The sequence below is a fragment of the Promicromonospora sp. NPDC090134 genome, assembly GCF_044746965.1.
In the GTDB taxonomy this organism is placed as follows: domain Bacteria; phylum Actinomycetota; class Actinomycetes; order Actinomycetales; family Cellulomonadaceae; genus Promicromonospora.
Map to the genome: position 1 here is coordinate 463,477 of NZ_JBIVCZ010000002.1, position 22,127 is coordinate 485,603.

At 73.4% G+C, this 22,127-nt stretch carries 20 protein-coding genes and 1 pseudogene; 11 read left to right on the forward strand and 10 right to left on the reverse strand.

Annotated features, from left to right (window positions below):
* Positions 1–545 precede the first annotated feature (545 nt).
* The 3 genes from ACIPN7_RS08440 to ACIPN7_RS08450 are packed head-to-tail and all read right to left on the reverse strand — an operon-like array spanning position 546 to position 4,485.
* Positions 546–2,171: an amidohydrolase family protein gene (locus ACIPN7_RS08440; protein WP_400539983.1), complete on the reverse strand. Its 1,626-nt coding sequence runs from the start codon at positions 2,169–2,171 to the stop codon at positions 546–548.
* The gene (locus tag ACIPN7_RS08445) at positions 2,155–3,405 is read right to left on the reverse strand and encodes a glycosyl hydrolase (protein WP_400539985.1); all 1,251 of its coding nucleotides are present in this window, start codon (positions 3,403–3,405) and stop codon (positions 2,155–2,157) included. The genes ACIPN7_RS08440 and ACIPN7_RS08445 overlap by 17 nt, the downstream gene beginning before the upstream one ends.
* 57 nt (positions 3,406–3,462) lie before the next feature.
* Positions 3,463–4,485: a LacI family DNA-binding transcriptional regulator gene (locus tag ACIPN7_RS08450; protein WP_400539987.1), complete on the reverse strand. Its 1,023-nt coding sequence runs from the start codon at positions 4,483–4,485 to the stop codon at positions 3,463–3,465.
* Between the two features lie 158 nt (positions 4,486–4,643).
* Between ACIPN7_RS08450 and ACIPN7_RS08455 the strand changes: the two genes are divergently transcribed.
* The 7 genes from ACIPN7_RS08455 to ACIPN7_RS08485 all read left to right on the forward strand — a co-directional run bounded on the left by ACIPN7_RS08455 (position 4,644) and on the right by ACIPN7_RS08485 (position 14,445).
* Entirely contained in the window at positions 4,644–5,930 is a 1,287-nt protein-coding gene (locus ACIPN7_RS08455) for an ABC transporter substrate-binding protein (RefSeq protein ID WP_400539989.1), read from the forward strand.
* A 29-nt stretch (positions 5,931–5,959) separates the two neighbouring features.
* Positions 5,960–6,895 (forward strand): carbohydrate ABC transporter permease, encoded by a 936-nt coding sequence (locus tag ACIPN7_RS08460; RefSeq protein ID WP_400539991.1) that lies wholly within the window; start codon positions 5,960–5,962, stop codon positions 6,893–6,895.
* A gap of 41 nt (positions 6,896–6,936) precedes the next feature.
* Entirely contained in the window at positions 6,937–7,800 is an 864-nt protein-coding gene (locus ACIPN7_RS08465; RefSeq protein WP_400539993.1) for a carbohydrate ABC transporter permease, read from the forward strand.
* Positions 7,797–10,115 carry a glycoside hydrolase family 3 protein gene (locus ACIPN7_RS08470; RefSeq protein WP_400539995.1) on the forward strand — a complete coding sequence of 773 codons (2,319 nt, stop codon included), beginning with the start codon at positions 7,797–7,799 and terminating at the stop codon, positions 10,113–10,115. The genes ACIPN7_RS08465 and ACIPN7_RS08470 overlap by 4 nt, the downstream gene beginning before the upstream one ends.
* Complete coding sequence (locus ACIPN7_RS08475; RefSeq protein ID WP_400539997.1) at positions 10,103–11,416, forward strand: glycoside hydrolase family 125 protein; 1,314 nt, start codon at positions 10,103–10,105, stop codon at positions 11,414–11,416. The genes ACIPN7_RS08470 and ACIPN7_RS08475 overlap by 13 nt, the downstream gene beginning before the upstream one ends.
* 146 nt (positions 11,417–11,562) lie before the next feature.
* A complete protein-coding gene (locus ACIPN7_RS08480; protein ID WP_400539999.1) occupies positions 11,563–12,501 on the forward strand; it encodes a patatin-like phospholipase family protein in 939 nt (312 codons plus the stop codon).
* Positions 12,502–12,834: 333 nt separating this feature from the next.
* Entirely contained in the window at positions 12,835–14,445 is a 1,611-nt protein-coding gene (locus ACIPN7_RS08485) for a M15 family metallopeptidase (RefSeq protein WP_400540001.1), read from the forward strand.
* Positions 14,446–14,473: 28 nt separating this feature from the next.
* Here ACIPN7_RS08485 and ACIPN7_RS08490 read toward each other — a convergent pair whose 3' ends face one another.
* Complete coding sequence (locus tag ACIPN7_RS08490) at positions 14,474–14,878, reverse strand: pilus assembly protein CpaE (RefSeq protein WP_400540003.1); 405 nt, start codon at positions 14,876–14,878, stop codon at positions 14,474–14,476.
* A 147-nt stretch (positions 14,879–15,025) separates the two neighbouring features.
* On the opposite strand from ACIPN7_RS08490, the gene ACIPN7_RS08495 reads away from it, so the two are divergent.
* Both ACIPN7_RS08495 and ACIPN7_RS08500 read left to right on the forward strand, forming a co-directional pair.
* Positions 15,026–15,247, forward strand: coding sequence for a hypothetical protein (locus ACIPN7_RS08495; protein ID WP_285103134.1), 222 nt, complete (start codon positions 15,026–15,028; stop codon positions 15,245–15,247).
* 102 nt (positions 15,248–15,349) lie between these two features.
* Entirely contained in the window at positions 15,350–15,742 is a 393-nt protein-coding gene (locus tag ACIPN7_RS08500) for a BlaI/MecI/CopY family transcriptional regulator (protein WP_400540006.1), read from the forward strand.
* A 106-nt stretch (positions 15,743–15,848) separates the two neighbouring features.
* Here the strand turns inward: ACIPN7_RS08500 and ACIPN7_RS08505 are convergent, their stop codons facing one another.
* The 5 genes and pseudogenes from ACIPN7_RS08505 to ACIPN7_RS08525 form a co-directional block, all read right to left on the reverse strand.
* Complete coding sequence (locus ACIPN7_RS08505; RefSeq protein WP_400540008.1) at positions 15,849–16,493, reverse strand: DUF5134 domain-containing protein; 645 nt, start codon at positions 16,491–16,493, stop codon at positions 15,849–15,851.
* Between the two features lie 112 nt (positions 16,494–16,605).
* Positions 16,606–18,057, reverse strand: a complete 1,452-nt coding sequence (locus tag ACIPN7_RS08510; protein WP_400540010.1) for a PepSY-associated TM helix domain-containing protein — start codon at positions 18,055–18,057, stop codon at positions 16,606–16,608.
* Between the two features lie 13 nt (positions 18,058–18,070).
* Positions 18,071–18,202 (reverse strand): annotated as a pseudogene (locus ACIPN7_RS08515) (peroxidase); the annotation flags it as partial.
* A gap of 183 nt (positions 18,203–18,385) precedes the next feature.
* Positions 18,386–19,024, reverse strand: coding sequence for a hypothetical protein (locus tag ACIPN7_RS08520; RefSeq protein WP_400540012.1), 639 nt, complete (start codon positions 19,022–19,024; stop codon positions 18,386–18,388).
* A gap of 104 nt (positions 19,025–19,128) precedes the next feature.
* Positions 19,129–19,740, reverse strand: a complete 612-nt coding sequence (locus tag ACIPN7_RS08525) for a TetR/AcrR family transcriptional regulator (protein ID WP_400540014.1) — start codon at positions 19,738–19,740, stop codon at positions 19,129–19,131.
* 145 nt (positions 19,741–19,885) lie between these two features.
* On the opposite strand from ACIPN7_RS08525, the gene ACIPN7_RS08530 reads away from it, so the two are divergent.
* Together ACIPN7_RS08530 and ACIPN7_RS08535 are read left to right on the forward strand one after the other, a co-directional pair.
* Positions 19,886–20,746 carry an alpha/beta hydrolase gene (locus tag ACIPN7_RS08530; protein ID WP_400540016.1) on the forward strand — a complete coding sequence of 287 codons (861 nt, stop codon included), beginning with the start codon at positions 19,886–19,888 and terminating at the stop codon, positions 20,744–20,746.
* A gap of 113 nt (positions 20,747–20,859) precedes the next feature.
* Positions 20,860–21,588, forward strand: coding sequence for an aminotransferase class IV (locus tag ACIPN7_RS08535; RefSeq protein WP_400540018.1), 729 nt, complete (start codon positions 20,860–20,862; stop codon positions 21,586–21,588).
* A 21-nt stretch (positions 21,589–21,609) separates the two neighbouring features.
* Here ACIPN7_RS08535 and ACIPN7_RS08540 read toward each other — a convergent pair whose 3' ends face one another.
* On the reverse strand, positions 21,610–22,068 hold the full coding sequence (locus ACIPN7_RS08540; RefSeq protein WP_400540020.1) for a winged helix-turn-helix transcriptional regulator: 459 nt from the start codon (positions 22,066–22,068) through the stop codon (positions 21,610–21,612).
* Positions 22,069–22,127 lie beyond the last annotated feature (59 nt).

Genomic DNA, 22,127 nt, shown 5'->3' on the forward strand with positions numbered 1-22,127 from the left:
CTCGCCAGTGCGACGTTGCGCTTGGCACACTATTCCCGCGAACACCCCGCGAGATCGGCACTCGGCATCGAGATCGGCACACCCCTGGACCGATCTCGACACCAACTGCCGAACTCAGTGGACAGCCTCAGGTAACTGCCGACCCTGGCACCCATCCGGAGACAACCTGCCCGCATCTGGGTACGGGCTGCACCCCGTGCGGAGACGAGCTGCGTCCTGGAGATGATCCGCGAGTCCTTCCGAAAACCAAGATCTGGCCGGCCGCGGGGCGCATGGATGCTTTGAAGGGGGTGCCGGCTGGGCCTCATCTCGTTCACCTGGGACGTGCGTGATCCGGCTGCGCCGGACAGTCCTGCTGGCGTGAACTCAGCGGATCCAGGCTGAACGAAATACGGCCCAGCCGACACCCTCTGCAGGGATCACATGCCTGAGGCCGAGCCGACACGCCAAGTCGGCACGCCGAGCGACAGCGTCAGACCACGAAGCGACCCGCCTGGTTCCGGACTCGCCCGACCACGACCCCGCCCGCCGCCGACCCCGCGCGGCTACGGCCTGGGCTGCGGCAGCCCCGGCGGCCGGTGCCGCAGCGCCCCGCCCGGGCGAGCGCCGGTGCGCACGCCCTCCTCGATCACCGGCACACCGCCCACGAGCACCCACGGGATGCCCGCGGCGGTCAGCCGGGGCTCGTCCGGGGTCGCCCGGTCGGCGACGGTCGCCGGGTCGAAGACCACGACGTCGGCCACGTAGCCCTCGGCGATCCGGCCCCGGTCGTGCAGGCCGAGCCGGGCCGCGGGCCGGGCCGAGAGGTGCACGATCATCTCGGCGAGCGACAGCACGCCCTCCTCGCGCACGTACCGGCCGAGGTACCGCGGGAAGGTCCCGGAGCCGCGCGGGTGCGGCTTGGCGCCGACCAGGATGCCGTCGCTGCCGCCCGTGTGCCGGGGGTGTCGCATGATCTCGCGGACGTTCTGCTCGTCGCCGACGTGCTGCAGGATGCTCGTGCCGAGCCGGTCGGCGAGCAGCAGGCCGAAGAACACCTCGGCCGGCGGCCGGCCCTCGTCGAGCCCGATCCGCGCCACGGTACGGCCCACCCGGTCGCCGAGCGCGGCGTCGCGCACCCCCGCGATCTCGATCGAGTCCCAGTCGACGGGCACGCCGTGGCAGCCGTCGCTGCCCACGACCTCGACCTCGTGCGCGATCCACGCCCGCTCCCCCCGGTCGCGCAGCCGGGCCAGCGTCCGCTCCGGACCGCCCACGGCCGCGCGGCTCGGCAGCAGCGCGGACAGCGTGGTGGAGCCGGGCAGGTAGGGGTAGGTGTCGAGCGTGACGTCCACGCCGTCGGCGACCGCCTGGTCCACGAGCGCCAGCAGCTCCCCCGCGCGGCCGCGGTTCTCGGGGAAGTTCATCGTCGCGTGCGTCAGGTGCAGGGCGCACCCCGAGCGCCGCGCGACGTCGACCATCTCGGCGTACGCCCCGATGGCACCGGCGCCGTAGGACCGCTGGTGCGGCGCGTAGTAGCCGCCGTGCTCCGCGACCACCTCGGCGAGCGCGACGAGCTCGTCGGTGTCGGCGAACATGCCGGGCACGTAGGTGAGCCCGGACGAGAGGCCGAACGCGCCCTCCCGCAGGCCCTGGCCGACCTGCGCGCGCATCTCCGCGATCTCCGCGGGCGTGGCGCGCCGGTCGCCGGTACCGACGACGTTCATCCGCACGGTGCCCTGCGGCACGAGGTAGGCGACGTTCGTCGCGCTGCCGCGCCGGTCCACCTCCGCGAGGTACTCCGCGACGGAGCGCCAGGAGAAGTCGACGCCGTCCGGGATGCCGTTCCAGCCCGCGATCTGCTCGCGGACCAGCGCCATCGTCTCGTCGGTGACGGGCGCGTACGAGATCCCGTCCTGCCCCACCACCTCGGTGGTCACGCCCTGCGTGACCTTGGCGAGGTGGTCGCCGTCCGCCAGGACGGCCAGGTCGGAATGGGCGTGCATGTCGACGAAGCCCGGGGCCACGGCCAGGCCGGCGGCGTCGACGACCCGCGCGCCGGGCGCGTCGATCCGCCCGCCGACGGCGGCGATCCGGCCGTCCCGCAGCAGCACGTCGCCGGTGACCGGCTGCGCCCCGCCGCCGTCGACGACCAGACCGCCGCGCAGGAGCAGGTCAGCCCGCGTCGACACGGACCAGTTCCCGGATGCCGCGGGCCTGCAGCGCCGCGGGGTCAGTGGCGGCGGCGCTGGTCACGACGGTGACCTCCACGCCCTCCTCGCGCAGCGCGTGCCAGCGCTCGAACACCGCGCCACCAGGCCCGAGGGACGGCCGGGACAGCGGCAGGTCGTCCGCGTCGACGTCGACCACCACGGCCGTGGCCCGCCCGGAAGAGGCCGGCCGCGCACCTGCCGCACGCGCCTCCGCGATCACCTCGGCGAACCGCCGGCCGAGCGGCTTGACCCGGTTCTCGGTGTCGAGCAGGCCCAGCGAGTACTCCAGATCCTTGTAGTCGGCGAGGTCGCGCGTCACGTCGTGCGAGCACCACCACGTGACGGCGTACAGGTCGTCCGTGGTGAGCGCGGCCTCGATGGTGCGCGCGCAGAACTCGGGCATCTCCGACTCGGCGAGGTTCATCGACGGTGCGCCGACCTCCTGCAGCCAGACGGGCCGGCCGGGCTGCGCGGCGAACGCCTTGGACAGCTCGATCATCCACTCGGCGTGCCGCACCGACTGCGGCGACAGCGCACCGTACGTCGCGGCCGTCCCGTTGAAGATCCAGGAGTGCACGGTGGTCACGTCGCCCAGGCGTGCGGCGTGCACCGGCACGAAGGGGTGCTCGTCGCGGTACCAGAGGTGGTCGTTCTCGCTGTGCGTCACCAGGTGTCCCGGGTCGCGGTCGCGCGGGGCCTCCAGCAGCGACGTGAGCCAGTGCGTGATCTCGTCGCGCTTGGCGGGCATCGCCGCCGGGTTGGGCCGCTGGAACTGGTTGAGCTCGTTGCCGAGCGTGAGGCCCAGGAAGTTCGGCTTGTCGCGGACGGCGTCGTACACCGCCGCGACGAGCGCCGCCTGCGCGTCGATCGCCGGCTGGTCGGTGAACATGTTGCCGTCGTGCCAGTTCACGAGCCACGCCGGCACGAAGTCGAAGCCGGACATGTGCCCCTGGATCACGTCGACCGCGATGTCCAGGCCCTGCTCGGCGGCCAGGTCGGCCACGAGCGCGATGTCGTCGAGCGCGCGCTGCCGGATCAGGGTGCGGTTGGGCTGCAGCACCGGCCAGAGCGGGAACACCCGCACATGGTCGACGCCGAGCGCCGCGATCGCCTCGAAGTCGGCGCGGACGACGTCCGGGTCGATCGCCATCCACTGGAACATCCAGTCCTTCGACGGGGTGTAGTTGACGCCGAAGCGCGGGGTGGTGGTCAAGGGCCTGCCTCTCAGGTGACTCAGGGTGCCCGGGCGTCGCAGCCCGGGCGGGGGTTCTCAGGCGCCGGCGCCGGGCGCCGCGGCCGTCGACTCGCGCACGGTGAGCCGGCGGCCGCCGACCGTCTGCGACGTCACGTCCTCGCCGCGCACCAGCCGCTCCAGCAGCGCGACGGCGGTGCGGGCGCTCTCCTCGACCGGCGCGTCGAGCGCGGTCAGGCGCGGGCGCACGAGGGTGGAGACCCAGGAGTCCTCCCAGGCCACCACGGAGAGCTGCCCGGGGACGCTGACCCCGAGCTCGGGCGCGTGCGCGACGATCTCGGCGGCGATCACCTCGCTGTCGACGATGATCGCCGTGACGTCGCCGACCCGGCCCAGCAGGTCGGCCACGGGGTCGGCCGCCTCGGCGTCCCAGACCGCGTAGGACGGCTCGACGCCGCACTCGGCGGCGGCAGCGGCGAACCGCCGGTCGCGGGCCTGGGTGTGCGCGAGGCCGGGCGCGTCGTTGATCCGCGCGACCCGCCGGTGCCCGAGCTCGACCAGGTGGGCGAGCACGGCCGCGAACGCGGCGTCGTCGCGCACCGTCACCGCGGGGACCGCGGCGTCGACGGGTGCGCCGAGCACCACGGCGGGCGCGCCGAGCTGGCCGACGAGGTCGAGCCGCGGGTCGTCCGTGCGGGCGTCGACCAGCAGGAACGCGTCGACGCGCTGCTCGGCCCACCACTCGCGGTAGACGCGCGCCTCGTCGTCGACCGCCACGAGCGTGAGCGAGAGCGACCAGCCGATGTCCGCCAGGGGCTGCGTGAGCCCGGCCAGCAGCCGCATGAAGAAGGGGTCGCGACCGAAGGTGTCGCTCGCGCGGGCGATCACCAGCCCGAGGCTGCGCCCACCCTGGCCCGACACCTTGCGACTGGCGTAGTTGGGGCGCCAGTTGAGCTCGTCGGCGGCCTGGCGGATCCGCTCCGCGGTGGCGGCCGAGACGTTGGGCCGCCCGTTGAAGACGTGGGACACCGCGGACGGCGACACGCCGGCACGGCGGGCCACCGCGGCGATCGTTGCTCGTTTCTGGGGTGTTTCGGTCACGTGCCAGACACTACGGGGGTTGACCCTCGAAAGTAAAGCGGTATACATTCGCGGCCAGCCAGATTGTGTACCGCTTTACAAGGCCCGGCACGCGGATGTGCCCCGCCCGTCTCGATCGACACACCGCAGTTCCAGGTCGACAAGCTCCAGGAGGTTCCGTGTCCCACGGCATCAGCAGGCGCACCTTGTTGGGCGCCGCCCTCAGCGGCGGAATCATCACCCCGCTGCTCGCCGGGTGCGGGGCGCTCGTCCCGGCGTCCAGCGGTCCCGGCGCCCTGACCGTGCACACCCAGATCAGCGGCGCCGTCGCCGGCGCGCAGGTGTTCTCCGACGTCGTCGCCGCCTACCAGCGCGCCACCGCGCGCAAGGTCGCGCTGCTGAAGAACGGCTCCGACCTGCCCATCGTGTTCGAGACGAGCACGCTGGCGGGCAAGGAGGCCGACGTCGCGATCGTCAACATGATGGGCCGCACGCTCTCCTGGACCCGCCTGGGCGCGACCGTGCCCGTGAACGACTACCTCGACGACTGGGGCCTGCGGGACCTCATCATCCCCGAGGCGCTGGCGGAGTGGACCGACGACGAGGGCCGCCTGCGCGCCTTCCCGTTCACCCGCACCAACTGGCCGGTGTCGTTCAACACCGGGCTGCTGGAGGAGGCCGGCGTCGGCGCCATCCCCACGACGTCGGACGAGCTGATCGCCGCCGCGGACGCCCTGCGGTCCAAGGGCATCGGTCCCGTCACCGTGGGTGGCTCCGACTGGAGCGGCCAGAAGATGTTCCTGCAGATCCTCCAGGGCTTCATCACCCAGGACGAGGCGCGCACCGTGTTCTCGACCGGCAAGATCTCCGAGAGCCCCGGCGCCATCGCGGGCGTGGAGCACTTCGTCGAGCTGCGCGACGCCGGCGTCTTCGTCGACAACGTCCAGGGCTACACGTCCGACTCGGAGCTCACGCAGTTCAACACGCGCAAGGCCGCCATCGTGCCGGCCATGTCGTCGGCCCTGGCGCTCGTGCCCAACGAGCGAGCCGCGGAGGTCACCGTGGGCGGCTGGCCCAGGCCGTCGAGCGGCGGCGTGCTGGAGCACCCGAGCGTGATCCGGAGCTTCAACGGCCACGGCATCTGGATCAGCGAGAACGGGCGCAAGAAGCTCGACCTCATCAAGCCGTTCGTGCAGAACCTGTACACCCCCGAGGTCACGGACGAGTTCATCCTCGGGTCCGGCCGCGACATGAGCCGGATCACCGACACCGTGAGCCGGGACTTCCCGCTCGTCGCCCAGGGCTCGCGCCTCACGGACGACGACGTGACCCCCGTGATGCTGCCCGACCTGCTCATCCCCGACGCCGTGTTCGAGCCGATGATCCAGGCGACCGCGCTCGCCTACGGGTCCGCCCCGGCCGACCGCATCATCGACGCCTTCGAGAAGTCATACCAGGCGGTCTGACCGCTCGAGCTGGGAAAGGACCCCCACCCATGACCGCGCTCCTCGACGCCGGCCGCCCGAACGCCGTCGGCGACGGCACGACCGCCGCCCCCCGCACCCGCCGCCGCGGGACCCTCCGCGACCGGTTCCCCGGCCTCGCCCTGCCCGCGCTGATCTGGTACGCGGTGTTCATGATCGGCCCCGTGGTCGCGATGTTCGTCATCGCGTTCCTCTCCTGGCCGGGCATGCTCACCACGCCGACACCGGCGGGCCTCGACAACTTCGCCCGCGTCTTCGCGGACGAGACCTTCTGGACGGCGACCGCGAACTCCGCGATCCAGATCGTCGTCGGCCTGCCGATCATGATCGGCCTCGCCTTCCTCCTCGCGTTCTACGTGGTGCAGAAGCCGCGCGGCCACCGCGTGCTGCGGTACCTGCTGTTCATCCCGGCGCTCATCTCCGCCCCGGCGACGGCGATGGTGTTCTACGCGATGCTCAACCCCGACGGCCTGGTCAACGGGTTCCTGCGCCCGCTGGGCCTGGAGGGCAACGAGTGGCTCGCCGACCCGACCACCGCGCTCGGCGCCATCATCGCCGTCGAGCTGTGGAGCGGCATCGGCTACTCGGCGGTGCTCATCGCGTCGCGGCTCGACGGCGTCGAGACCGAGCTCGTGCAGGCCGCGCGGCTCGACGGCGCGGGCGACTGGCGGCTGGCCTGGCGCATGTACTGGCCCATCGCGCAGGACTTCATCGGCGTCGTCGCGATGCTCCAGTTCCTGTCCATGCTGTTCAACTCGGCGCAGACCGTGCTGCTGCTCACGCAGGGCGGGCCCGAGAACGCGACCACCACGCTCGCGTACCTCATCTACCGCAAGGCGTTCGTCGAGACCGACCTGGGCTACAGCCAGGCCGTCGGCGTCGTCCTCTTCGTGATCGGGCTGCTCGGGATGTGGGCGATCCGCCGCACGCTCCGCGCCACCCACTGATCCCCGCCCGATCTGCCTCCCGACCTGCCCTGGAGACCCTCATGGCTCAGCGCGCCACAGTCGCCCGCCAACTCCCCCTGCGCGACCGCATCGGCTCGATCACGAGCGGCACGCTCGCGTGGATCTACGCCGCACTGCTGGTCATCCCCTTCTACTACTTCATCGTCTCGTCGTTCAAGACGAACGAGGAGATCTTCGAGTCGCCGCTCGCGTGGCCGACGACGTTCGACTTCTCCAACTTCACGACGGCGATCCAGCAGGCCGACCTCGGCCTGGCCGTGGCCAACTCCGCGCTCACCACGGTCGCCGCGCTCGTCCTGACCCTGCTGCTCGCCCTGCCCGCGTCGTTCGCGCTGGCCCGGGCGCGCGGCCGCGCCGGCAAGATCGTCGAGAGCGTCTTCGCCCTCGGCTTCCTCATCCCGTCGTTCGCGGCGCTGTTCCCGACGTTCCTGCTCGCCGCGGCGCTCGGCCTGTTCCACACCCGCACGTTCGTGATCTTCCTGCTGCCGGCGACGGCGCTGCCGCTGTCGATCGTCATCCTCACGTCGTTCATGCGCACCATCCCGCGCGAGCTGGAGGAGGCGGCCTCGATGGACGGCGCGTCGTCGCTCCAGGTGCTGCGGCAGGTCTACCTGCCCATCTGCGTGCCGGGCATCGCGACGGTGCTGCTGCTGAACTTCCTCTCGTTCTGGAACGCCTACCTGTACCCGCTCATCCTGATCGGCCCGGACACCGCGCAGCGCACCATCCAGGTGGCCTTGCCGACGCTGAAGGTCGACGCGGGCACCGACTACGGCGTGCTGATGGCCGGCACCCTGTTCACACTGTTGCCCGTGTACCTCGTCTACACCGTGCTCCAGCGGCAGATGCAGCGGGCGCTGCTCTCGGGGGCGGTCAAGGGATGACGCTCGGCACCACCCTCCCGGCGGACGGGGCGGCGTCGCTCCCGCTCGCCACCCGGATCGGGCAGGTCAACCAGCGGCTGAAGGGCTGGGAGGCGGTGCGGTGGGTCGACGGCGCCCCGCGCGTCACCGACGTGCTGCGGCGCGAGGTGGACCGCTGGGGCGGGCTCGGGGCGCTCTACGGCGTGCTGCGCGCCGACCCGTGGTCGGCGGTGCGCTGGGACAACGGCATCCCGCCGGAGCGCAGCGCCGAGGCCTACGCCGCCGTCCAGGACCACGTGACGACGTACGGCGACGGCATCCCCGTGCTGTTCGTGGAGGAGGCGCCGCACGGCCTCATGGCGCTCGGCGGCACCACGCTGCCCGTGAACCTCGCGCTCGGCGCCGGCATGGACGCGGACCTCACCGAGGAGCTCGCGGCCGCCGTCGCCGCCGAGGCCCGCGCCCGCGGCACGCACGTCGCCCTCGTCTCGGGCCTCGACGTGCTGCGCGACCCGCGCTGGGGCCGCGCCGAGGAGTGCTTCTCGGAGGACCCGGCCCTGGCCGCCCTGCTCGTCGCGGCGACGGTGCGCGGCATGCAGGGCACCACGTCCGTGGGCGACCCGATCGACGACCGGCACGTCGCCGTCGTCGCCAAGCACCTCGCCGGGCAGGGCGCGGGCATCGGCGGGCGCAACGGCTCGGGCGCGCCCGTCGGCCCGCGCGAGCTCGGCGAGATCCACCTGCGACCCGCGCACGCCGCCGCGCGCGCTGGCGTCGCCGGCTTCATGGCCGCCTACAACGACGTCGACGGCGTGCCGTGCAGCGCCAACGAGGAGCTGCTCACCGGCACGATCCGGCAGCAGTGGGGCTGGGACGGCGTGGTCATGGCCGACGGCACCGCGATCGACCGGCTCCGGGACAGCTCGCCCGACCCCGCCTTCGCCGCGGCCCTGGCCCTGCGGGCCGGGGTCGACCTCAGCCTGTGGGACGAGGCGTTCACGCACCTGGAGCCCGCGATCGAGCGGGGGCTCGTCGAGGAGGCCGTGCTCGACCGCGCCGCCGACCGGGTGCTCGCCCTCAAGCGGCGGCTCGGGCTGTTCGGCGCGCCCGAGGCGGGTTCGTCCGAGGCGGACGCGCCGGGTGCACCTGCGGGGCGCGACCTCGTCGTGCTCGTGGACCGCGCGGCCCGCCAGTCCGTCGTCCTGGTGGACGACGGCGGTGTGCTGCCGCTGCGCCCCGGCCGGACGATCGCCGTCGTGGGTCCGAACGCCGACGACCTGGACGCCCAGCTCGGCGACTACACGCCGCCGCGGCCCGTCCCGGACCAGGCCGCCTCGACCGTGCTCTCCGCCCTGACGGCGCGGTTCGGCGCCGACCGCGTGCGCCACGCCGAGGGCAGCCGCCTGCGGGGCCCGCTCGCAGACCCGGACGCACTTGACGCGGTCCGGGCCGCGAGCGCCGGCGCCGACGTGTGCGTCGTGGTGCTCGGCGGCACGAGCCGCCGCACGTACGACGACGAGTTCGCCGACAACGGCGCCGTCGACGGCCCCGCGCGGGACACCACGAACGGCGAGGGCGTGGACCTGTCGTCGGTGGCGTTGCCGCAGGCGCAGCTCGACGTGGTCCGGGCGGCGCGGTCGGCCGGCACGCCCGTGGTCGCCGTCGTGCTGGACGGGCGGCCGCGGGCGCTCACCGAGCTCCGTCCCCTGGTCGACGCGCTGCTGGTCGTGCCGTTCCCCGGCCCGAGCGGGGGCGCCGCGGTCGTGGCCGCGCTGTGCGACGGCGCGGCGTCCGGCCGGCTGCCCGCGACCTTCCCGGCCGCGGACGGCGTCATGCCGGTGGCCCACGACGAGCGGATGGAGACGGCGCGCGGGTACGTGGACACCGACGTGCTCCGGCGGCTCCCCCTGGGCACGGCGCTGCTGCCGGGTGTGACCGCGCGCCTGCGCGACGCGGTGCCGTCCGCGGCAGCCACCACGGTGGCCGCCGCCGCGCTGGCCGACGGCGGCGTGGCGACCGTGACCGTCGAGGTGACCAACGCGGGCCCGGACACCAGGTCGCTCTCCGTGCCGCTGTACGCGCGCCGGCACGAGCCGGGGATCCGGCCGCGCCGCCGCCAGCTCCTCGCCGTCCGGCGGGTGACCGTCGCGGCGGGCGCCACCGCCGCCGTGCCCTTCGCCCTCGGCCTGGACGAGCTGGGTTCGTGGGCGACCGGCGCGCCGCTCGCCGCGCCGGTCACGCTGAGCGTCTGGTGCACGCCGGAATCGGACCCGCCCGCCGACGCCCTACCGGTCCGCGTGACCGACCAGAACGGAGCCACCCCATGGGAGCGATGACGCGCACCCTTCTCGACCCCGCGATCACGGCGACCCTGACGGAGGCCGCCGACCGCGTGCGCACCACCTCGGGCACGCAGGTGGGCGACATGGTCGAGGCCGCGCTGCTGCGCACGCTGACCGACACGGTGACGATGGGCGACGACGGCACGGCGTTCGTGATCACCGGCGACATCCCCGCGATGTGGATGCGCGACTCGACGACCCAGCTCACGCCGTACCTGCGCTTCCTGGCCACGTGCCCGCCGCTGGCCGACCTGGTCGCCGCCGTGGTGCGGCGCCAGCTCGCGTGCCTGGACCACGACCCGTACGCGAACGCCTTCAACGACGGCCCGACGGGCGCGCACTACGACCCCGAGGACGTGTGCGACGACCCGCACGTGTGGGAGCAGAAGTACGAGATCGACAGCTTCGCCTACCCCGTCACGCTCGCGCACACGCTCTGGCGGACGACGGGCCGGGACGACGTGTTCGACGGGCGCGCCCACCGGGTGCTGCGCACGATCGTGGACCAGCTCCGCGCCGAGCAGGACCACGACGCGTCGCCGTACCGGTTCCGGCGCGACACCGACATCCCGACGGAGACGCTCGCGCGCGAGGGTCGCGGCACCGCCGTCGGCCGCACGGGCATGACGTGGAGCGGGTTCCGCCCGTCGGACGACGCCTGCACGTACGGGTACAACATCCCGGCGAACCTGTTCGCGGCGCAGGCGCTGCTCGCGATCGGCGACATCGCGGGCGAGGTGCTCGACGACACCGCCCTGGCCGCCGACGCGCGGGTGCTGTCCGGCGAGCTGGTCGACGGCGTCCGGGCGTTCGGCGTCGTCCCCGGCGGGGTACCCGGCGACGCCGCCCCGATCTACGCCTACGAGGTCGACGGGCTGGGCGGGGTGCTGCGCATGGACGACGCCAACACGCCGTCCCTGCTGTCGCTCCCGCTGGTCGCGCCGGACGTGTACGACGCCGACGTCTGGCGGGCGACCCGCGCGTTCGTGCTCAGCCCCGCCAACCCGTACCACGTGACCGGTACGGCGGCGAGCGGCATCGGCAGCCCGCACACCCAGGCGGGCCGGGTGTGGCCCATCGCGCTGGCCGTCGAGGCGCTCACGGGTACCCCGGAGGACCGGGTCCGCCTCCTCGGGGTGCTCGCCCGGACCGACGCCGGCACCGGCCGCATGCACGAGGCGTTCGACGCCTCGGACCCGACGGCGTTCTCCCGGCCGTGGTTCTCGTGGGCCGACTCGATGTTCTGCGAGGTGGCGCTCGTGGTGGCCGACGAGACGATCCCTGACGTGTGCTAACGTCGTCGCGATCGTGAAACCGAGGCAGGAGGTGAGACCCGTGAACGCTGTATCCGTACCGGGTGCTCCCCCGCAGCCCACGATCGCGCGACTGCGCTAGTCGCCACCGGGAGCGCCCGCCAGGCAACTCGCGAGAGGCGACTCCCATGAACACTTCTTCTTCTGCCCTGCCCTCCGGCGCGCCCACGGCCACCCGTGAGCGCGCGCTCGTCCTCGGCGGCGGCGGCTCCACGGGCAACGCATGGCTGCTCGGCGTCGTGGCCGGCCTGTTCGACGGCGGGCTGGACGTGACCACGGCCGACCTGACCGTCGGCACGTCGGCCGGGTCGACGGCGGCGGCGCAGCTCTCCGGCGCGACGCCGGGCGAGCTGTACGCCGCGGCGCTGACGGCGCCGCCGTCGGCCGGGCCGCAGCCGCCCGCACCACGGACTGCCGGGCCGCAGCCCCACAGCACCCGGCCCGTGACCGACCACATGGAGCGGACGCGCCGGATCATCGAGGCCGCCGAGGGCCCGGCCGACCTGCGCCGCCGGCTGGGCGCGATGACGCTCGACCTGCCCGGGTCGTCGGACGACACGGTGCAGGAACGGTGGCGCGCCACCGTCGCCGCGCGGCTGCCCGCCCAGACCTGGCCGGACCGCGCGGTGCTCCTCACGGCGGTCGACGCCACCACCGGGGAGCCGGCCGTGCTCGACCGGACCAGCGGGGTCGACCTGGCGGACGCCGTCGCGGCGAGCTGCGCCAGCGGCTTCGCCTACCGGATCGGCTCCGGCCGCTACATCGACGGCGGCTACCGCGCGGGCGCCGAGAACGCCGACCTGGCCGCCGGGTACGCCCGGGTGCTGGTGCTCTCGCCGTTCGGCGGGCGGTCCCGGACACCGGCGGACTGGGGCCTGGATCTCGCGACCCAGGTCGCGGAGCTCCGCGCGGGCGGCAGCAAGGTCGAGACGATCTTCCCGGAGCGCGAGAACGAGCACCTGTTCGGCCTCAACGCGATGGACGGGTCGCTGCGGCCGGCCGCCGCCCGGGCGGGCTACGACCAGGGCAGGGCACGCGCCGCGGAGCTCGCCGAGCTCTGGCGCTGACCGGTCCGGCGTGTTCGATGCCATCCCCTCGGCGCTCGATCACCAGTCGGGGATCAAGAAATCACCAAGCGAATCATCAAGTCGCGGGCGTAATTCACCCGCCCCCCGGCGTCTGACGAGGTGGCGACGGAGTGCGCAGGCCCTTCGCTCGGCAGGGCCGAACGGGACGAAGGCCAGGGAGCGACTGCCGCACGCCGAGAACGGCCGCGTGGTCGGGGCATCACAGACCTCCTCTCGTGAGTCCCGCCTACTCGTGATAGTTCTTTGACTGCCACGCAGGATTTCTTTACCTGTCGAAGAACGAACCACAGCACCGACCCGAGGGAGCGACGCGTGCAGGAGCAGGCGAACGAGCTGGTGTCCCCCGTCTTCCGCCCCGACCGGCGCAGGGTTCTGCGCACCACGTGGGCGGGCGCGATCGCCACGGTGACGGCGGGAGGTCTGCTGTTCGCGGCGGCGCCGACCGTCCCGGGCACGCCCCTCGCCGGGGATGAACGGGACCAGCCGACCCGGCACCAGGGGCTGATCCAGGCCGCGCCGGCCGCCAGCACGGTGACGACACCGCGGCACGTGACGACGGAGCAGATCACGGCGGTCCTGGCCCGCGCCGACGAGCAGGCACGGCGCGAAGGCCCGGACCTCAGCCCCGCGGTCGCCCAGGCCGCCGCCGAGCTCGGCATGCTCTACACCACGTACCTCATGCAGGAGCTCGCCCTCGGCGAGGCGAAGGAAGGCCTGCGCGTCGAGGACGCGCCGGTCGCGCGGGCGGCGGAGGACGACGGCGCGGGGTCGACGGTGCCCTCGGGCCGGATCACCTATCACCAGGTGGTGCTGGCGGCGGTGCGGCTGGCGAACATGCTCGACCCGTCGGTGCCCAGCACGCTGGTCGAGGTGGAGGCCACGGGCGAGGACGAGGAGTCGTCGTCGCGCGGGACCGCCGGGGCGAACGGCGCCCGTGACCGCGCCGCGGACCCGCTGCGCGAGAGCCTGCTCGACGTGGTCTCGGCGTTCGGCACCTCGACCCTCGAGTACGCCAACGGTCGCATCCCGGCCGCGGCGCTGTGCCCGCTGGACCTCGCGCCCGGTCACCTGCTGCGCTGCGACGCCGCCGAGCGGTTCACGGCGCTGAACGCGGAGTTCGAGGAGGAGTTCGGGCACCCGATCCCGATCACCGACTCCTACCGGTCCTACGTGCAGCAGGTGGCGGTGGCCGACGCGAAGCCGCACCTGGCGGCCGTCCCGGGCACGTCGAACCACGGCTGGGGTCTCGCGGTGGACCTGGGCGCACCGATCTCGGGCGGGGCGTCGGCGGAGTACGTCTGGCTGCGGGTGCACGGCCCGGACTACGGCTGGGACAACCCGTCGTGGGCGCGGCTCGGCGGCGCCAAGCCGGAGCCGTGGCACTTCGAGTTCTTCGCGGCGGGCTCGGTCCCGAACCGCGCGATCGACCCGTCCGACGTCGGCCGGTGGACCTCGGACGACGCGTCCGAGCCGGCCGTCGAGGCCGCTGCGCGCGACCCCCGGCCCGAGGACGGCGACTCTGCCGAGAAGCCGCGCAAGCCGGCGACGACGCCGGACGAGCCGCGCGAGAACCCGCCGGCGCAGAAGCCGTCAGAGCCCGCCACGTCGCCCAAGCCGAGCAACCCGGCCCCGAAGCCCACGCCGAAGCCGTCCCCGACGCCGTCGCCGTCGCCGTCGCCGTCGCCGTCGCCCACACCGTCCCCGTCGCCGACGCCGTCCCCGTCGGATCCGGGCGAGCCCTCGACCCCGCCGTCCCCGACCCCGTCGCAGCCGGCACCGACCCCGACGCCTGCGCCGAGCGAGCCGGTACCGTCGCCCAGCCCCTCACAGAGCGCCCCGAGCCCGGCGCCGTCGTCCAGCCCGTCGGCGGGGCCCGACTCGCTGCTGGGCCTCGCCGAGGACCTGGGCCTGACGGACGGCTGACTCCCGCCGCGGGCTCAGTCCCGCTCGGTCAGCGGCTGAGCTCGATGAGGGCGAGCAACGCCTCGCCGTAGGCCTCGGCGGGCTCCGGGTCGGTGAACACCCGGGGCTCGCCGAGCAGCTCGACCTCCACCTCGAAGGCGTCGTCGGTATGGCGCAGCAGGCGGAAGCTTCCCCGCAGGAGGCCGCGGAGCTGGTCCTCGCGCGGCAGCCAGAGGGCGTCCTCGATGGCGACCGAGTCCAGCGCCCACTCGGTGGTGCCGTTGAAGCCGAGGATCGTGCCCGTCGGGTACTCGTGCGCCTCGATGGTCATCGTGCTCACGGTGAAGACATCGCTCTCGAGGTCGGGCGCCTGGACCCGGAACTGGTCGCCGTCGACCGGCGTCCAGACCAGGCCGGCGTGCTGCAGCTTCGTGGCGAGTTCGGTGGAGATCATCGAATCATTCTGGCGAAGACCGGCCACGTGTGTCAGGAGGCTCTTCCCCACACCCAGATCTTGACGTGTTGTAGAGATAGGGCGACCCTCGTAGAGGGCATCCAGCACGCGCCCGAGTCCCGTCCGTTCCATCCAGAGGAGACAGCGATGAGCGAGAACTCTCAGCTACTTCACGTGGCGACGTTCTGCGGCAAGTGCGACTGCGGCTGCCCGGAACTGTTCGTCGACCCGACCGCCGAGCCCCTGAAGCAGATCGTGATCACCGACGACTTCGGCCAGCGCATCCAGATGAGCCACGACCAGCTCGCGGACCTGGTGGAGCAGGCCCGCAGCGGCGCGCTCGACGCGGCGGCGCTCCAGCCGGCCTGACGTTCGAGGTGTTCCGTCCGGTATTCCGGACGGCGGCAAAGGTGGCTGTCCACTTCCCGGTGGGCGGCCACCTTTGCAGTATGGTCCTGGCAGGAGGGCACTATGTCAGGCAGGACTCGCGCACGCGGACAGCTCGAGGCGGAGGTCATGCGCATCCTCTGGGACCACGAGGACGCGATCGGGGCACGAGCGATCCAGGAGAGGTTCGGGGACGAGCACGTCCCGGCCTACACCACGCTCCTGACGGTGCTCGACCGCCTGGAGAAGAAGGGCGAGGTGGTCCGCATCGCGGCCTCCCCCCGCAAGGTTCGCTTCCGCCCCACGCGGTCCGACGGCGAACGCGCCGGCGCCGCGATGCTCTCCGTGCTGGAGGGCACCGGCAACCGGGAGGAGGCCCTGCTCCGGTTCGCTGACCACCTGAGCGCCCGGGACGCCGAGATGCTGCAGCGGGCGCTGCGCCCCAAGCAGCCTGCCGGACGCCGCCGCGCGGGCTGACTCCCCGGTGGCCGCGCCGAACGGAATTCGGCGCAGCCGACCGGTGCTCGTCGACATCACCTTGCCCGGGGACGGTTCGTCCAATTTCCGGCGGGTCCGGGTGCGATCACCCGGCGAGCATGAGTCCGCACATCGCGGCCGTGCCGAGGCTCATCAGGCCGCCCGTCAGCAGGTCGAGCCCGGCACGGTCGAGCCCGGCACGGTCGAGGCCGACGCGATCGCCCCCGCGCGCGTGCCGGACCGCCGCGACCAGGAACAGCGCGCCACCGACCACGAGCAGCACGGCCAGCACCGCGCCGGCGGCAGCCGTCGGGGCGTCCAGCGGCACGGCCGCCGCCGCGTGCTCGGCCACATGGGCAGCGGCGTGCCCGCCGTGCCGGGTCATCACCGCGAGCGCCCACACCATCGCGAGCATCATCACGGCGTGCGTCGCCTGGCACCGGGCGCTCTCGTGGTGGCCGGCCCGCCGCCCGTCCGGCGTCCGCCCGCGGCTCGGGGCGTCGAGGCCGTACCAGCCCGCGGCGGCGGCGAAGCCGGCGGCGCCCGCGACGAAGAAGGCGACCTGGGGCAGCATGGGCAGCCGCGCCCACCACGGCCAGACCATGGCCACCATCACGAGGTTCATGCCGAGGTGGAACAGGTGGCCCGTTCCCGCGAGTGGGTGGCGGGAGGTCATCAGGCGCCACAGGGAGTACACGCTCAGCGCGCCGAAGAGGGTCGTCGCCACCCACTGCACGGCTGGGTCCGACATCACTGGCGCCCCCGCGTCCCGAGAAGTTGAAGCGGCCGAACCGCCGCGACGGTACCACATGATGTAGAGATGTTGTACGGTTCTGGGGACCGGGGGCGGACGTGGAGCGAGGTCAGGGCGTGGCGCTGACCCCCTCCCCGGCACGCCGCGCCTGCACCAGCCCGACGACGACGTCGACCACCACGAACGCCACGAGCGTGTACCCGACCAGCGGCAGGAACGTCCCCACCGTGACCGCCACCGCGGCGACCGCCGCGAGCCCCCACCACGGCGTGCCCTGGAGCACCCCGCGCCGCGGGGCCGGACCGCCCAGCCCGCGCGGCTCGCGCGTGGGCCGCCGCTTCCACCACATCAGGTAGCCGAGCACCACCATCGAGCCGATGCCGAGCGCGAGCACGAACAGCACGGCCTGGTTGACCGGGCCGAGCAGGAGGCCCATGTGCAGGTCGATGCCCCACGTGGTGAGCTTGGCCGGCAGCGGGAAGGTCACGAAGTCGGTCCGGTGCACCACCTGCATCGTGGTCCCGTCGACGGCCACGGAGTCGGCCTCGGTGGGCACGTCGCTCTTGTTCTCCTGCACGGTCCACGCCGTGCCGGCCTCGGCCGGCGGCTTGATCTCCACCTCGTTCGTATTGACGTTGATGCCCTGGGCGACCGCGAGCACGGCGTCGAACGTCGCGGGGTCCACCGCGCCGTCCGCCCCGGGGGCGCCGCCCCCGTGCCCGGCGTGCTCGTCCGCCTCGGCGGGTGCGCCGCCCGCCACGCGCGTGTCCAGGGCGGGTGTGGTCCAGCCGAGGTCGCTGCGCAGCTCGCCGACGTTGGCGCCGCCGTACTGGGACCAGGTGATCCCGGTGACCGACAGGAAGAGCGCGCCCAGCACCACCACGGCACCCACGGCGGTGTGCCAGGACAGCAGCCGCCGGTACCCGGTCTGCCGGCGCTTCGGCCGGACGACGCCTGCGGCCCGGCGGGACGCGCGCAGCCGGCCGATCCACAGGATCAGCCCCGCCACCACGACGATGCCGAGCCAGGACGCGGCGAGCTCGCTGTAGAGCCGCCCCGGGTCGCCGAGGTGCAGGCTGCGGTGCAGGTTGGAGATCCAGGTGCGCAGCGGGAGCGCGCCGCTGGAGCCGTAGACGGTCAGGTCGCCGCGCACCTCTCCGGTGGCGGGGTCGACGAAGATCGCCCGGGACTCGCTGGGGCCCAGGCCGTCCTCGCCGAACATCACACGGGTCGTGTCGCCGGGTTCGGGCGCGGGCCGGACGGCGGTGAGCACGGCGTCGGCGCCGACCTGGCCCTGGGCGATCTCGACCTGGTCACCCAGGCTCAGGGCGGTGTCGGCGACCGGGGCGTGCAGCTCCTGGTCGTAGACCACCTGCTCCAGGGCGGGGGTGAGCGCGTAGAGGGCGCCGCTGGTCGCGGCGACCAGGATGAACGGGCCCACGAGGAGGCCCGCGTAGAAGTGCAGCCGCCGCAGCAGGGGGCCGAACCAGGGCGTGCGGCCGCGCGGTGGTGCGGGGTCGGCCGCCGTGGGGACGTCGGAGCCCGTGATCGTGTCGGTCATGTGGGTCCTGCTTTCAGGTGAGGAGGGATTCGCCGATGAATCCGCCCTCGCCGCACCCGGGTGGGATGGCGAAGACGGCCGAGCCGATGGGCACGGTCCATGGGTTGAGCAGGTCGAGCTGGTCCAGGCGACGCTGGAGGGGGACGACGGCCACCGTCAGCCCGGCCACGTGGGGACGGGTTCGGGGCATGAAGAGACCTCTCCTCGGACGTCAGGGATCGACGTCGGCACGCACGGGGACACACGGGACCCCGCTCGCCGCGCAGCACGAACCGCGCGGGCGAGCACGGAACAGCCCACGGGCACACGTGCGCCCGTGGGGCAGAGCTCAGACCGCGTGCGGTGCGGGAGGTCCCCTCCGGAGCAGGGGTGAGAGCCGGGGTCCCGGGTGGACCGGGCGGAAGGTCTCGGCACGCACCCGCGAGCGGGCGGGCGCGACGAAGGTGAGCGCGTGGCCGGCGACGGCCCACGCGCGCAGCAGCCAGGCCGCCATCCGGCCGCCCAGCTCGCGCAGGCGCCGCAGCAGCAGCTCCCCGCGGTGCAGCACCACGACGGTGACCGCCGCGGCGATCCCGTGCCAGAGCCACATCGACGGCCCGCCGTGCATCAGCTCGGCCTGGAGCGGTGCCCCGGACATCGTCAGCGGGGCCATGTCCCCGTGCGCGCCGTGCGTCCCGGGGTTCGCGGCCTGGAGCGTGCCGGCCGGGGTGCCGAGCTGGAACAGCAGGTGGAACAGGAGCTGGCTGGCCGCGACCGAGATCGACAGGCGCGGCAGCGAGAGCCTGCGGGCGACCAGCGCCGTGCAGACGGGCAGCGAGAGCACCCACGGCACGAGGACGCCGAGCCAGCTCGGCAGGTCCCCGCCGCCGGCGAGGTGGGAGGCGAGGGCCACGAGGGTCGCCGCCGACGCCGCGAGGACGCCGCGCACTCCGCGCGCGGTCCCCCGTCCGGCGTCGGGTGCGTTCATCAGGCTGTTCTCCCTCGTGACGGTCGTACGACGGACGCCAGGATATGGGTCAAAGCTCGGCAAAGGGAAGTCCGGTATGTGCCTTGCCGGACAGGCGCGTCGCCCTACGCCGCGGGCTCCAGCCCGGCTGCCTGACGGGCCGCGCTGACGAACGCCACGCGCACGTTGTCCCAGCCGTCGAGGTAGCCGCCCACCAGGGCGGCGTCGCGCAGCAGCACGAGCTGGCCGGCGCGGGTCACGGCGTCGTCCACGCCGGCGTCGGTGAGCACCTGCTCGAGCGCGCCGCGGAACCAGGCGCGGTGGGTGTCGACGGCGCGGCGCACGCCGCTGTCGGCGTCGGGGTACTCGGCGGCAGCGTTGATGAAGGGGCAGCCGCGGGTGTGGTGGCGGGCGACGTCCTCGGCGATGCCCTCGACGAGCAGGCCGACCAGCTCGACCGGGTCGTCGGTGGCGGCGCGGGCGCCGTCCAGCGCGGCGCGCAGGTTCGCGTCCTCCACCCCGAGGTAGGCCTCGACCAGGTCCTCCTTGCCCGGGAAGTGCCGGTAGAACGTGGCCCGCGTGACGCCGGCCGCGGCGACGATGCGGTCGACGCCGACCACATGGATGCCCTCGGCGTAGAACAGCTCGGACGCGGTGCGCAGCAGGCGTTCGCGCGCCTCGGAGCCTCCTTCGGCGGTCTTGCGCGGGGCGCGGGAGGCAGTGGATCTGGGTGCCATGTCAGTCAGCATAGAACGATCTTTCTCCTTGGGCATTGACGCCGGCCGGGTGCGGGCGTACCTTCTTGGAATAACAGAGAAAGAACGATCGTTCTTCCCACTGACGGACCGGGGATCCCGGCCCACCGAACCCGAGGAGCCCGCCATGAACGCCACCCCCGACACCACCAGCAGCACCGCCGGCACCGCCCCGGAGAGGCTGCCGATCGTCCTGGTCCACGGCCTCTGGATGACCCCCGCGAGCTGGGACACCTGGGCCGAGCGGTTCCGCGCCGCGGGCCACGAGGTGATCGTCCCGGGCTGGCCCGGCATCGACGACCGCAGCGTGCAGGACATCCGCTCGAACCCCGCGGCGCTGCGGGGCGTCGGCCTCAAGCAGATTGTCGACCACTACGAGCGCATCATCCGCGCCCTGCCGGTCAAGCCGATCATCATGGGCCACTCGTTCGGCGGCGTCATCACCCAGATGCTGGCCGACCGCGGCCTCGGTGCCGCCTACGTGGGCGTCGCGCCCGCGCAGACCGCCGGCATCAGCGTGCTGCCCCTGTCCACGCTGCGCACCGGTCTGCCGATCCTGTCCAACCCGTTCGGCCGCAACGGCGCCAAGCCGCTCTCGAAGGCGCACTTCCATTACACGTTCGGCAACGACCTGAGCCGCGCCGCGTCGGACGTCCTCTGGGAGCAGTCCGCCGTCCCGTCCTACAACCGGGTCCTCTTCGAGGGCGTCGCGTCGACCATGAACGAGAAGACCGGCGTGACCCACGTCGACTACGCCCGCGCCGACCGCGCGCCGCTCCTGGTGATCACCGGCGGCATCGACCACGTGGCCCCGCCGGCCATCGGCAAGGCGATCGTGGCCAAGTACACCGGCACCGGCAGCCCCTCGGTCGTCGAGTACAAGGAGTACGCGGGCCGCACGCACCGGCTCGTCTCCCAGCCGGGCTGGGAGGAGATCGCGGACCACGCCCTCACCTGGGCCACGTCCCACGCCGCCGTCACGGCATGACGGCGGGCGCCAAGCCGCCCCGCCGCCGGATGAGCGCGGGCCTGGTTGCACTCTGAGAGCTCAGAACGCAACCAGGCCCGCGTTCGCCGGCGGTGACTCACTAGGGTTTCAGGGTGCGCATCGAGATCGACGGACGTCCCGCCCAAGCAGCCGACCTGTTCAGCACCTACGGCCACTTCACGGCCATGCAGGTGCGCGACGGCGGCGTCCAGGGCCTGGACAACCACCTGACCCGGCTCGACGAGGCGCACCGCGAGCTCTTCGGCCGGCCGCTGGAGGCGGACCGGGTACGGGACCTCGTCCGGCACGCGCTGGACGGCACGGCCGACGCGGCGGTGCGGGTCACGCTCCGGCACGCCGAGCACGTCGTCGTCTCCGTGGCCGACCCCCGCGACCCGCCGGCCGCGCCCCAGCGGCTGCGCTCGGTCCCCTACCTGCGGCCGTTCCCGCACGTGAAGCACCTGGGCGGGTTCGCCCAGGCGGAGTGGGCCCGCCGGGTGGGCCTCGAGGGGTATGACGACGCCCTGCTCACTGCCCCCGACGGCAGCGTCGCCGAGTCGTCGATGGCCAACATCGGCTTCCTGGAGCCCGACGGCGCCGTCGTCTGGCCGGACGCTCCCCAGCTGCACGGCACCGCGATGCGGCTGGTCGAGGCCACGACGCCGTCGACGTATCGGGCCGTCCGGCTCGGCGACGTCGGCGGGTTCGCCGGGGCGTTCCTGGTCAACTCCATCGGCGTGGTCGCGGTGGCCTCGATCGACGACGTCCCGCTGCCCGACGCCGGCCCCCTGCTGGCCGCCGTCGTCGACCGCCTGGCCGCGGTCCCCTGGGACCGGGTCTGAGCCGCACCCCGCCCGGCGGCCTCAGCCGGCAACCGGGTCCGCATTGGCCACCTCGAACGCCTCGCGGGCCTCGGCGATCTGGTCCTGGTGCTCTTCCGTCCAGGACACCAGCGCCTGGGTCGTCGCCAGCAGGGTGCGCCCCAGCGCGGTGAGCTCGTACTCGACGCGGGGTGGGACCTCGGCGTAGACGGTGCGCCGCACCAGGCCGTCGCGTTCGAGGTTGCGCAGCGTCACGGTCAGCATCCGCTTGCTGATGCCGTCGATCTCCCGGCCCAGCTCACCGAACCGCAGCGTCCTCTCGTCGAGCAGCGCGATGACCAGCAGGGACCACTTGTCCGCGATGCGGTCCAGGATCTGCCGCACCTGGCAGTCCTCGCGGACGTCCCACTGGAACGGGTCGCGGTCCGCCCGGCACTCCGCCAGCTCCGCGGCGGTTACCTCGAGGGAACCCGGTGACGTCGAAGTGCCTTCTTGTGCCATCCGTCGATCGTGCCCAACGATCGTCATGGTTACAAGTGGTAACCATGCCGGACCTGAGC

Coding starts and splice junctions, on each gene's coding strand:
- ACIPN7_RS08460 (WP_400539991.1), top strand. CDS start 5,960: ATGACCGCGCTCCTCGACGCCGGCCGCCCGAACGCCGTCGGCGACGGC.
- ACIPN7_RS08465 (WP_400539993.1), top strand. CDS start 6,937: ATGGCTCAGCGCGCCACAGTCGCCCGCCAACTCCCCCTGCGCGACCGC.
- ACIPN7_RS08470 (WP_400539995.1), top strand. CDS start 7,797: ATGACGCTCGGCACCACCCTCCCGGCGGACGGGGCGGCGTCGCTCCCG.
- ACIPN7_RS08475 (WP_400539997.1), top strand. CDS start 10,103: ATGGGAGCGATGACGCGCACCCTTCTCGACCCCGCGATCACGGCGACC.
- ACIPN7_RS08480 (WP_400539999.1), top strand. CDS start 11,563: ATGAACACTTCTTCTTCTGCCCTGCCCTCCGGCGCGCCCACGGCCACC.
- ACIPN7_RS08490 (WP_400540003.1), bottom strand. CDS start 14,878: ATGATCTCCACCGAACTCGCCACGAAGCTGCAGCACGCCGGCCTGGTC.
- ACIPN7_RS08495 (WP_285103134.1), top strand. CDS start 15,026: ATGAGCGAGAACTCTCAGCTACTTCACGTGGCGACGTTCTGCGGCAAG.
- ACIPN7_RS08500 (WP_400540006.1), top strand. CDS start 15,350: ATGTCAGGCAGGACTCGCGCACGCGGACAGCTCGAGGCGGAGGTCATG.
- ACIPN7_RS08505 (WP_400540008.1), bottom strand. CDS start 16,493: ATGTCGGACCCAGCCGTGCAGTGGGTGGCGACGACCCTCTTCGGCGCG.
- ACIPN7_RS08510 (WP_400540010.1), bottom strand. CDS start 18,057: ATGACCGACACGATCACGGGCTCCGACGTCCCCACGGCGGCCGACCCC.
- ACIPN7_RS08520 (WP_400540012.1), bottom strand. CDS start 19,024: ATGAACGCACCCGACGCCGGACGGGGGACCGCGCGCGGAGTGCGCGGC.
- ACIPN7_RS08525 (WP_400540014.1), bottom strand. CDS start 19,740: ATGGCACCCAGATCCACTGCCTCCCGCGCCCCGCGCAAGACCGCCGAA.
- ACIPN7_RS08530 (WP_400540016.1), top strand. CDS start 19,886: ATGAACGCCACCCCCGACACCACCAGCAGCACCGCCGGCACCGCCCCG.
- ACIPN7_RS08540 (WP_400540020.1), bottom strand. CDS start 22,068: ATGGCACAAGAAGGCACTTCGACGTCACCGGGTTCCCTCGAGGTAACC.